This window comes from Candidatus Chloroploca mongolica, from assembly GCF_004762035.2.
GTDB lineage: Bacteria > Chloroflexota > Chloroflexia > Chloroflexales > Chloroflexaceae > Chloroploca > Chloroploca mongolica.
Window position 1 is genome coordinate 1 of record NZ_SIJK02000095.1, and the last position, 10,950, is coordinate 10,950.

At 60.1% G+C, this 10,950-nt stretch carries 9 protein-coding genes; 5 read left to right on the forward strand and 4 right to left on the reverse strand.

Annotated features, from left to right (window positions below):
* Together EYB53_RS23935 and EYB53_RS23940 are read right to left on the reverse strand one after the other, a co-directional pair.
* Positions 1-232: hypothetical protein (locus EYB53_RS23935; protein ID WP_205712751.1), on the reverse strand; the 232-nt coding region annotated here is incomplete at its 3' end.
* A 392-nt stretch (positions 233-624) separates the two neighbouring features.
* Positions 625-1,698, reverse strand: a complete 1,074-nt coding sequence (locus tag EYB53_RS23940) for a tyrosine-type recombinase/integrase (RefSeq protein ID WP_167857587.1) — start codon at positions 1,696-1,698, stop codon at positions 625-627.
* Between the two features lie 231 nt (positions 1,699-1,929).
* Here EYB53_RS23940 and EYB53_RS23945 point away from each other — a divergent pair, with 231 nt between their 5' ends.
* Positions 1,930-2,475 carry a hypothetical protein gene (locus EYB53_RS23945; RefSeq protein WP_135481880.1) on the forward strand — a complete coding sequence of 182 codons (546 nt, stop codon included), beginning with the start codon at positions 1,930-1,932 and terminating at the stop codon, positions 2,473-2,475.
* A gap of 323 nt (positions 2,476-2,798) precedes the next feature.
* Here EYB53_RS23945 and EYB53_RS23950 read toward each other — a convergent pair whose 3' ends face one another.
* Positions 2,799-3,026 (reverse strand): hypothetical protein, encoded by a 228-nt coding sequence (locus tag EYB53_RS23950; protein ID WP_135481882.1) that lies wholly within the window; start codon positions 3,024-3,026, stop codon positions 2,799-2,801.
* A 696-nt stretch (positions 3,027-3,722) separates the two neighbouring features.
* On the opposite strand from EYB53_RS23950, the gene EYB53_RS23955 reads away from it, so the two are divergent.
* From EYB53_RS23955 to EYB53_RS23970, 4 genes are all read left to right on the forward strand, one after another.
* Positions 3,723-4,442, forward strand: a complete 720-nt coding sequence (locus EYB53_RS23955) for a hypothetical protein (RefSeq protein WP_135481884.1) — start codon at positions 3,723-3,725, stop codon at positions 4,440-4,442.
* Between the two features lie 576 nt (positions 4,443-5,018).
* A complete protein-coding gene (locus EYB53_RS23960; protein ID WP_135481886.1) occupies positions 5,019-6,710 on the forward strand; it encodes a transposase in 1,692 nt (563 codons plus the stop codon).
* Positions 6,711-7,790: 1,080 nt separating this feature from the next.
* On the forward strand, positions 7,791-8,237 hold the full coding sequence (locus tag EYB53_RS23965) for a hypothetical protein (RefSeq protein ID WP_135481888.1): 447 nt from the start codon (positions 7,791-7,793) through the stop codon (positions 8,235-8,237).
* A 942-nt stretch (positions 8,238-9,179) separates the two neighbouring features.
* Positions 9,180-9,896 carry a hypothetical protein gene (locus EYB53_RS23970; RefSeq protein ID WP_135481890.1) on the forward strand — a complete coding sequence of 239 codons (717 nt, stop codon included), beginning with the start codon at positions 9,180-9,182 and terminating at the stop codon, positions 9,894-9,896.
* Between the two features lie 575 nt (positions 9,897-10,471).
* Here the strand turns inward: EYB53_RS23970 and EYB53_RS23975 are convergent.
* Positions 10,472-10,950: hypothetical protein (locus EYB53_RS23975; protein WP_167857588.1), on the reverse strand; the 479-nt coding region annotated here is incomplete at its 5' end.

The following is a 10,950-nucleotide window of genomic DNA, read 5'->3' on the forward strand; positions in this document are numbered from 1 at the left end:
AGGCGAGCCGGAGCGCGGCCTGCACCTCCGGCCCATAGCGTCGCTCCCGCGAGCGAGTGATCGCGGGACGAGGGGCGGCAACCGGGCTGGTCAGCAACCGAATGGCGTACTTACGGGCATAGCCCGTGGCAGCGACAAACTCGTCGAGGATGACCGACTTCTGCTGATGGCCAGCCTCTTGGTAACGTGGCGCCGTCTGCGCCAACAATTCACGTTTCGCTCGATAACTCATCAGGGACCTCACACGACACCCTACGCTCTCTCTAGATTCAATTGCGTTGGGTGACATTATTCATGAGGCAACGATGCTTGTCAAGGTTACATCTAACGTGAGGCAATGCGGGCGGCAAATCTAGTTGACATTTAACAACCAGCGGCATGCAGCGCTCCCGTGTCGCAAGGTGGAGATCGTGAACCTTGGTATGTGGCCGTGACGCTCACCGAGCGACGGCGTCCGCATGGATAGAGTTCATCCCACGAACCTCGGCGCAAGGCTGAACAGCGGCGCGGGCCGGGCCTTGCGTGCGTTGCGCGAGCGGTGCCAGATCGTCAACGCACGCCCATGCGCTCGCAGCGCATCCAGCGGGCAGCGTGGGATCCGCACCATGCAACCCCACGCGCCCCTCAGGCCTCGCCCCCCGGCACCTCTTCCTCGTCCTCAACGGCCAGTTTCACCCGCTCATTGGCAATCACCGCCGCTTCAATGTAGCGGCGCGGCATCGCCAGGCTGCTCCACCCCCCCGCTTCTTGCAAGGCCAGCGGATCCGTGCCGGCCCGCGCCGCCCGCGTCGCCCAGTCGTGCCGACAATCATGCGGGCTCAGCCCCGCGACGCCGACCCGTTGGCCCAGGATGCGCACCCGGTCGCGCAGGCCCTGGATGGAAATGGGGCCGCCGAGGTTGACCGCGCGCGGGCCCGTGGTGGCGCGAAGCACCTGGCCTTCCGCACGCAGATCGCCCGCTGCGACGTAGCGCCGGATGGCGCGGAGGGTGTCCCCCGTCAGGCGGTGGGTCTGCGTGGCATCCACTTTGCGCCGGTAGAAGCGCAGCAGGCCCCGTTCCAGGTCAAGATCGCGTACCTGAAGATCGGCGACTTCGGAGACGCGCAGCCCGTGATCGAGCAGCAGGCACATCAGCACCGCATCGCGCCGTCCCTGCGGCGTCTCCGCGTGCTCATGCTTGAGGCGGCGCACCTGGCTTGCCGTGAGCTTCGTCGGGGCCTCTTTTTTGGCCCCCCGGCGCGTCGTCGTGCGCTGCGCATCACGGTTGCGGCCCGCCTTGGAGCGTGGCGCGGCAGCTTTGACCGTCTGGATCAACGCCAACGCCGCCGGGCTGAGGGTGCCCGCCCGCGTGGCCTGGATGCAGTAGACCCGGATCGTCGCCAAGGCCCGCGCGATGCTCGCCAAACTATAGCCGGCCGTCTCTTGCCACCGCAGGAACCCTTCGACGAGGCCCCAGGTCACATGCGTCCAGGCGCTGGGTTCCGTGGCCCACGCCGCGTCCTTGGCTTCCCCCACGCCCACGGCGGTGAGATAGCGCTGCCAGCGGGCCAGGTCAGCATCCTGCGCCCGGCGGGTCTGTGCGGCAAGCTCGGCGCGGTAGCGGGCGAAAACGCCCTGCGCCGCAGCTTGGTCAGCCGCCGCCGCCGCGCGCGCCAGCGCGTGGGGCGCGGGAACACTGAGAGCATGATCATCAGGCATGGGCGACCTCATCAAGGCGGCGAGACGGGTGGCGGGTGTGGCACCCGTGGGCGGACGGCCCGGCCCCGGCGTGGCGCGCAGCGGGCCGGGGCGCTGGCACTCATTATACCGTGATAAATTTAAATTATCAAGGGGTTATTCGCCCCCCGGCGGCCACCGGCGAGCCTGCCCCATCCTCCCCGAAGATCAAGTAAAATAGAGCAGCGCTCATTTCTAGGAAAGCCTCTGCCCATGCACTTCACCACCCTGACCGTTATCAACGGCCACCTCGCCGCCGCCGAGGACACCGTCCCCAGCACGCTCGCCGTCGCGCCGCATGCCCCCGACGCGCCACGCGGCCTCTTCGTCACCATCGTGAGCGTCGAGGATGCCGCGTACGATCTCGCCTACGCCGCCGTGATCTGCGGAGCGCTGCACCTTGATGCGGCGCAGCGTCCCGTGGCCGTCGATCTGCTCCACCCGCTGACCGCCCTCACCCTGATCGAGCAGGCGACCCTGCGGAACCACCTGATCCAGCAGGCCTGGGCCCGTGCTCCGCACCATGTGCGCACCCTGCTCGGGTGTCCCGCCGCCCCGCTGCGCCTCGCGGACGCCGCCCGCCAGCTCGGGTACCCCTTGCCCACGCTTGCCAAGGCCGCCGCAGAGGATCGGCTGCCCACCATCCACGTCGGCGACCGTCACCTGGTTTACCTGGCGACCGTAACGGAGGCGCACGAGCGAGGGCTGCTGCACGATCAGCGCGGGCGGCCCCGGCGCAAGAGAACGCCGAGGCGCTGAGCCGGTGGGGGTCGCACGCTGCGGCGGCCACCGTTGGTGTCACAAGGGCGCATATGGGCCTTTGTTGCGCAGCATAACCAAGGTCTCAGCGGCCAGCATTGACCTGACCCGCCACCCCCGCGCCTGCCCGTGGCCCCCGCAGCGCACGACGACCGGCGGGGCGAAGCGGCCAAGCGCCAAGCAGTTGAGTTTGTCGAAGTGCCCTTCTTTGCGCCGGCGGAATGAGCGTGCGCGTGGCCGTGGCGCGACCGCACGCACGCACGATCCAGGGCACATAGGTGATCACACGCGAGGGTAGCGGCGCGGCGGGGCGTGGCGCGGGCTCAGTTCCGCTGCCAGGCCCGCCGCTGGCGGCACCGCGTGCAGAGGCCGTCCGCGCCCTGGCGCTCCGCTGCCGTCAGCACCGCTTCGCAGCCAAAACAGCGGCTCAACAATGCGACGAAGAACTGGCGATCTTCCGCGTCGACGAGAGCCAGATAATGACTCGTCAGCGCTTCGATCGTCAGGCGGGCGAGCACAAAGCGAGCATAACGTTGTGGGGTTAGTTCCATGCTTCCCTCCGCTCGGGGGCGTGGGCACGCGCCCTTCGCGTACCTCTCTCTATAAAGGATAGACCGCTGCCGGTCGCCAAAAGATACGGGGATGGGGCAAGGAAAGCTGACGATCTTCGATCTCCCCGATCTTGCGCACGTGATCGTCACCGGCACGCCGCAGCATCAGTGCAGCCCTGGGTCGGTATCGAAGCTCTGCACGGCTAAGCGTCAGAGCCGCAAAGTCGGCTTTGAACGACAGAGCCTCCTTTCGAGAGAGAGCCGGGCCGGATGATCAGCCTTGACCCGCGCTGTGTGTCAGCAGCCGCCTGAGGCGGTACCGGGTCACCAGGTGGACAGCGTGAACCCTGGCATGGTCGTCCCAGCATATGCGTCGCGCCCCCGTAGATAGCAGGCTAGACCGCTACCGGTCACCGTGATGTGCATACAAAAAATTGTTGTGCGTAGCAAAAAAATATAAACACACAACAAATCAGTAGATCGCATGACCATTCCACCAGGTCGCACCGCACGCCCCCGGCTCGCCTTCTTAAGCTAGGTGCCGCAGGTGGGTTGACGCAAGCCGCTGGCTACTCTATAATAGTTGTGTGTTAAAAGTATAGGACTACACACAACTTATAAAGATAACCCAGGGATCCTGATAGGCTGGGCAATCGATGCTCGTCGTGTGTCCTTAACAGAGAACGACACATCACCATGAGCCGCACTCTTCATCGTCAAGAACGCGCCAAGCGTGCCAACGAGCGGGCGCAACGGCGGAGGGATCTGCTGGCCCAAGCCGAGCAGGTGCGGACCGACCTAGCGCGAACCGCCCGCGACTGTGCCATGTTCGCCTTTGGCCCTGGCGATGAACCACGCGCTGAGCGGCTCGATGCCCACCTCGCCCGCCTGGAAGCCGCGCACGCCGCGCTGCGCCTGGCGCACATCGTCCTCACCGAAGACAACCCGGCGCACCTGGACACCCTGCCTGACGAGCTTCAGGCAGCACTCGGACGTTGGAAACGCGCCAGCGAAGGCTGGTGGGAAGCGCGGCTCATCTGGCGGCTACGGCTCCAGATCACGGTCGATCCCACCACCAACCGCCTCAGTCTCACCCTTGTCTTGCGCCCCTTCGGCCCCTACTACTACCGGCATTGGCGCCAAGAAGGCACCCAGCATACCCAGTACCTTGGGCGCAAGCGGCCAGACGACTATCCTGAAGATCAGGAAGTCCTGGAACTGCCTCCGCCCGAACCGGTCGCCCCCGGCTCCGCCCTCGGCCAGGAAGCCATCGCCCTGGCCGAGCGGTTGGCCGTGCGCTACAACACAACCGAGGACATCGCGCAGCGCCAACGGGTGCTGCGGGTGCTGCGTGCAGCCGGGCGACGCGTGGAGCGGCGGGTTCAGCAACAACCTTCTGGCACGAGTTGCAAGTGATGACGAGGCTCCTCGTATTACACGTTACCGCTTCATGCGGCTGGTGACACGAATCTCGGGTGAGGGCCCTGTTGCGTAGCGGTGGCGAAGCTGGTGCAGGGTACCAGGACTGTTAGGAGCGAAGATGTAATTTACAACGCTAACTGTATCCGTGTAGAAACTGGCTTTTTTTGGGCGGCAAACAAAACTCAAATCAGGGGTTGAAGCGATTCTCCGACAGGTTTCAGCCGGAAACTATCCCTGCTTCCACACCTTCTGGTCTCTCACGCAACTGCTTCACAGCTAACTTGTCCGAGTTTGATCGTACTGAGCCGAGTGTTCTCAGACGAGTTGATCCAAGAGCTAGGTTCATGCTGCTGACTTTGTGAAATATTTCGATAACGTTGTAAATTGCACGTTCGCTCCTAACAGGCCATGCACGAGGCTTCACCGTCACTCATTCCAGCATGAGACTGGTGCAGAATACCTGCAACTGTTCGGGGTGCGAAGGATCGTCACGGTGAGTGCTTGAAAAACCGCTTTTTTGTGGCATGATGACTGTAGTAAAACCGCATCAAGGACACAAAAAAGACGGTTATGCTTCCTATTCTACCACCAATCCTCCGGGCTGGCACGCCCGATCTGCCCGCCGTGCCGCGCTGGCTCCAGGGCTGGATCATCATGTTCCTTGGCCCGATCCTGGTCTGGGCGGAGACGACCATCCTCCGTCGGATTTTCACGACGACGGTGCGCGACCATCCGTTGGTGCGCATCGGCCTGGCCTATGATCCCGCGGCCGTGGTCGCGGCCTGTGCCGCCTATCGCCATCCCGAGGGCGCGCCCGGGGCGCCGCCGACCTTCACGCTGGAGCAGTTGGTACGCGCCGAGATCGTCCGCACGTGGGCCGAGGGCTGTTCCGACCGCGCGTTGGCCTGGCATCTCGCCAGCAATCTCGTGGTGCGCTGGTTTGTCGGGCTGTCCCTCTTTGCGCCGCAGCTTCCCGACCATACCACGCTCGCCCGCTTTCACGGCTGGATGCGCCAGCACGTGCCCGACGCGCTCTTCCGCGATGTGCTCACCTTCCTCGACCACGTTGACCCGGAAGATGCCGCCACCACGCCCCAGATCGTCGATACCTTTGCCATGCAAAGTCCGGTCGCCCCCAGTGTCAGTCCGGCGGCGTTGCTCCGCCACCTGACCCTGCGCCTCCTCCTGCTGCTGCGGCAGCGCGGCCCAGCCACCCTCACCGCCGCGCTGGAGGCGCTCGACCTGACGCCTTTCACGCAGAAGCCGAAACCCGCTCGCAGTGCCGCCGCCCGCCACGCCCGCCTCCAGACCACCGTGGCGCTGGTCGCCCGCGTCGTCACCACGGTCACGGCCCAGCTGGACACGCTCGACCCGGTGGTGTCCCCGCTCGTGCGCGCCTTCCTCGCCGATCTCGCCAAGGTGCAGGCCGATGAACTGACCACCGATGACGCCGGCGTCGTGACCGAACGCCCCGCCAAGGAACGGGGGTCGCGCCGCATCGCCAGTGCCGTTGACCGCGAGGCCACCTTCCGCAAACATGAAGGCAGTCCCGCCGTGCTCGGCAGCAATGCGATTATCAGCACCACCCGCACCCGCATCCGCGCCTGCGTGATCGTGACCGGCTGCACGCCCGATAGCGTTGCGCCCGCCGCCGTGCTCCAGCAACAGCAGGACGCCGGGGCACCACTGCCGGAGATCATCGTGATGGATGGTGCGGCCGGCTGGGGCAAGACCCGCGCCGAGGTGCATACCCGCAGCGACGGCCAGACGAGCCTCGTCGCGCCTATCCCACAGGGCGGCGGCAGCGACCCCGCCCGCTTCAGCGTCGCCGACTTCCAGGTCGATTTCGCCCGCATGACCTGCACCTGTCCCGGGGGCATCGTCAGCACGATGGTGTATCCCTCGAGCAGCGCCGACGGCATCTCCTTCCGGTTTCGGGCGTCCGACTGCGCGGGCTGTGACGAGTATGGGCAGTGTCGTGACCCCAAGGCCAAACCCGACAGCCACCGCACCGTCTTCATCTCGGATTACCACCATCACATGCGCGAGGCCCGGCGCGTCAACCAGAGCGACGAAGGCAAAGCCTTGCTGCACGACCGCTGGCGCGTCGAACCGACCATCGCCTGGCTCACCCGCTACCAGGGTTGCCGCCGCGCCCGCTGCATCGGGTTGGCCGCCGCGCAGTTTGAACTCTCCCAGGCCTGCGCCGTCCGCAACCTGCTCAGCTGGCTCCACCGGCACCCGCGGAGGGCCGCCGCCTGAGCGAGCCCACGCGGCCCACGCGCCGTCCCCACACCCCGCACCACGGCGCACGCCCCGCGTGCGGCGTGCGCGCCTGCCCAACAAACGTCACCCACGGGCACATATGCGGTCTGGCACGGGCATGGAAGGCCAGATTCTGGGCACCTGCGGGTACCTGGCCCCGCATCCTGCCCGAACGAGCACGACCCCCACCCGTTGTCGACCGCGTTTGGCCCGTGCTCGGCAGATGGCAACCCCTATTCTGCACCATTCTCCAGCATGTGCTTGGTGTGACCAGGGGGCAACGACAAACTGAGCACCTCCCATAGCGCGACCGCGTCCGCATACGATGTAGGTTCAGTTCCGCCCAGATTGGATGGAACACGCGTACCAGCAAGGTCCAGGCTTGCGCCATATGAGGATGGTCGTCCACGTGGTCGCTTCATGGGTGGTGACAAGAATCTCCGATTAAGGCTGCTACAGACCGTTTTCTTTGTGTCTTTTACGACAAAAAAATATCCGCACTACGTGAATGGGTTTTAACCAAACGAAGCTGACTTTTATGCTATCTTCGCAGTACCTATCTTCCACCTTCCGACATTGATCCGGGTTGATAACGGAACTGTTCTTTCATCATGGTACTTGTTGTTGTCCTTGTGAGAGAGTGCGCTATCGATGACTGCTACCATACCAACAGTAGTTGATACAAATTTCAACTCGAATAAGGGGAGTGGAAAAGCTAAACGTACCGTTCGCTGATTCTGAGAAACGGTTCGTGAAATTGCCCTACCAGCGAGCCAAAATCGACTATCTGGAAGGCGCTGTGCCCCACTTAGCGAGAATGATTTGGCAGAAATGCGCTACACTTCCCGAAAGCATGCAGACTCAAGTGGGGGACGGTCTACAACTCGAAGCCACTCTTGGGCTCAAGTGAGGGTATAATTCTATTTCGTACCCAAAAAATAACCAAACGGTAAGTGTATCCAGGTTCATCGCAATTACCACAGCAGTAAGCAACAAATCAGGTTCAAGCTCGTAAATCTGGATAGATAAACTTTCTCACATCCCTAAAATAACTGTAGTTTCACGAAGGATACGATTATGAGTGAGGTTATCTGTTCTCAATGTGGGGGCATCGTCGAACCGAATTGGACAAAGATCAGTATGGTCATCGGAGGAGCTGTTGGTGTAACCTTCGCCGCATCCACATTGGGTGTCAGCGGAGGAATCATGGGTTTAGGCTTTTACCTTAAAGCTCTTCAGGGTAATACAAAAGCATTACAAATCGTAAGGCTCAAAACCACCCTCTCGAATGCTAGTCATAAACAAGGAGGTTTTTTTAAATGCTCACGATGTAAAAATGACGTAAGTATTGACTACTATTTTCAAAAAATTTTCCTCGATAATAGTAGTGATGAACGTATGGATTCCGCAAAACCCTCCTCCAATAAGGCCACTAGTACAACAGAGAGTCTATCTAAACGACGTGAGGAATTAGAGAGAATTCGGGATGAAGAGTATTACAAGGGACGAATAAATGAAGGCTAGTACTAGATTTTGGTGCGAACCTTATTAAAAATCTATGAAACAAAGGTAAATCAACCTGTGTTTGGCAGCAGTCGGCACGATCTGTGTTTGGCACCGGCCAACGCAACCTCTGGCTGCTCCACCTCGGTTCAACAGAGTTCATGCGGTCGTGCGGGCGATCATAGACAGGTTGCGAACGAACAGACCGCGTTCGACCCAGCGATCCATCTGGGCATGACCATCGGAGGGGTTTGAGCTTGTGGCAACCTTTAAGTTCGCTGATCCATCCTTCAATTCGTGGCTGCCAAGGTAGGTCGAGGACAAACCATGCTTGCCTCTCATGGGTCATACATTTGCCAACATTTTGCCTGATTTGGGCAAGACCATGAGCAGAACCTTCTGGTGAGCCAAAGCATATTCATTGGCCTCCAAATTGGCGGCCACAGGCCACGGTTGACGAGCACTACGTTGATCGGATGTCCAAAGCACTGAATATGGGCATCGACCTTCGGCACGACTTGCGCGGACTCATGCGGATTGCCGTCAACGATCTGAGTTCGACTTTGTCCAACTTGCCGATCAAGGCGGTTTACGACCAAAAGCTTATCACCCCTTATTCTAATTGCTCAACGTTGTTCTGTAATTTGCAAGGGTGTAAAGCATTTCTTGTATAGCCTATTTCACACCCAAAGTTCAAAAATGTGTCTGCTCTTTTCGTCTATGCAGTTAAGCTCCAATCTACCGCAATCGCTTAATGGACAAACTCGAAGAGAGGATGGTAATATTTCGTATCATGACCGCAAAAAACGGTTTTTCCATCCCTCGGATCGAACATCCTTCGTACCCCGAATAGTTGCAGGTATTCTGCACCAGTCTCACGCAGGGGGATGATGACCTGCGAAATAAAGCGGTTACTCCGGAAAATCTAGGAAAGCCCAGTAGGTTCCTCAATAAGATAAGAAAATGAATAACAGATTAAATCATTTAGCAGCAATAGCGACAATATTAGCACTGCTTATTGCATTACTCGCTTTAATACGAGATGTCTTTGATATTCGGTTCAATCCATCATCACCACCACCAACCGCAATCTTATCACCCCCTCAATCAATCACAGCTTCTTCTACTACAGAAAATAATATCGAAAACACCCCTACACTTCCATCAAGTGATTTAAAAGAATCTTTGACTCAATCTAGTTCAAATAATGATGAAAAAGATAATCAAAAATCTTTTTTTGAAAGTGGTATTTTTGGTTTTATAAATGAATATAATGAAAATCACCAGAAGAAATACAACGAGATGGTACCTTTTGGCTATACTCAGTTTGACTTAGCAAAGTGGGCTTACGATGACTCAAACATCCATTTGTGGTATGGTCTTGGTTTTGTTCTTTTTGTTTTACGGTTTTGCTGTGCAATAATTTTAGCATTACTGGAATTTTTACCTGGCGCGGCCCTTGCAATGGCAGGAGGAATAGGTGCGACCTTTGGAGTGACAGCACGAAATGTGTATCTTGCCTTCCTTAGTTTCATAACTATTACAATAGCATTTGTTCTTTTATCTAGACCTTTTGTAAAGTTCACGTTGATATGTGGAGGAATATTTATTACTACAATATTTTTAGTCTTTTTAATAAACATTTTTGAAGTTTTTTTATTAAATAGCTTGGGACACTGATAAAATCTGCCCAACCGGAAATCAAAGCCTAACCTGATATTACATCAGCGATCCGATGCACACGCACCCCCGCTGCGCACCGCGCTGCCTGGCGCGGTGCGCAGCGGGGGTGTGCATCGATCCCATGAACGAGCATCGCAGGGCCAGGCCCGGCTTCCGTCAACGCCCGCGCCGCCGCGTGGCCGCCGCCCGCTGGCGCACTCACCCCAACGCAGGCGGCGCAGTCAGCTTGACCGAGACACCGGCCATCCACGTCCCGATGCGGTCAATCTGACAGCGAACCCCGTTCATATGCAGCACTTTGCGGTCAATTTGACCGCAACACCGTTCATACGCAGTGCTTTGCGGTCAATGTGACCGCAAGCCCCATTCATACGCAGCCCGATGCTGCAGCGAACCCCGCATCGGCTACGGTGATCACGCCGCATGGCGGGCCGACCCTACCCGTACATCCCCCCCTGACAACCGAACACCCCCGCCGTCCACCGCGCCAAGCAGCGCAGTGAGCAGCAGGGGTGCGTGGACACCAGGGAACGATCACGGCAGGGTCGCGCCCCTGCCCACACAGTGCGTGCTCAGCGCCGCCCTGGGCGTCGCGTGGCCGCCGCCCGCTGGAGCACCCGCCCCAACGCCTGCGGTACCTCGCGCAGCCGCGCCACCGGCAGCGTGTCCGCGGCGCCAAAGATGCCCTCCAGCCGCTCCAGATGTTCCTGCGGGCCAACATACACGCCCACCACGAGCGTGCCCTGCCGCCGCACCGTCGCGACCGTCGCGCTCACCATGGCCGCCGGTTCGTCCGTCGGCACCCCATCGTGCAGGTACAGGATCAGGCGCGTCGCTTCGGGTCGCTGGGCCAGCATGGCGTGCGCCGCTGCCAACGACGCACTGGCACGCTCCGCCGTACTATCACCATACAACCCGGCGATCAGGGCTTTCGGGCCTTCCGCCGACGCCGGCGTTGTCCAGGTGCGCAGCCAGGTGACTGGCTGATGCGGGCGGTTGAACGGCCGTCCCCGTTCGTCCGGGCGCAGGTCATGCACGCGCTCGCCCAGAT

What these genes read in the sequence shown, in the direction of transcription:
- EYB53_RS23940 (WP_167857587.1), bottom strand. Translation starts at nt 1,698, where the DNA reads ATGCCTGATGATCATGCTCTCAGTGTTCCCGCGCCCCACGCGCTGGCG.
- EYB53_RS23970 (WP_135481890.1), top strand. Translation starts at nt 9,180, where the DNA reads ATGAATAACAGATTAAATCATTTAGCAGCAATAGCGACAATATTAGCA.
- EYB53_RS23965 (WP_135481888.1), top strand. Translation starts at nt 7,791, where the DNA reads ATGAGTGAGGTTATCTGTTCTCAATGTGGGGGCATCGTCGAACCGAAT.
- EYB53_RS23960 (WP_135481886.1), top strand. Translation starts at nt 5,019, where the DNA reads ATGCTTCCTATTCTACCACCAATCCTCCGGGCTGGCACGCCCGATCTG.
- EYB53_RS23945 (WP_135481880.1), top strand. Translation starts at nt 1,930, where the DNA reads ATGCACTTCACCACCCTGACCGTTATCAACGGCCACCTCGCCGCCGCC.
- EYB53_RS23955 (WP_135481884.1), top strand. Translation starts at nt 3,723, where the DNA reads ATGAGCCGCACTCTTCATCGTCAAGAACGCGCCAAGCGTGCCAACGAG.
- EYB53_RS23950 (WP_135481882.1), bottom strand. Translation starts at nt 3,026, where the DNA reads ATGGAACTAACCCCACAACGTTATGCTCGCTTTGTGCTCGCCCGCCTG.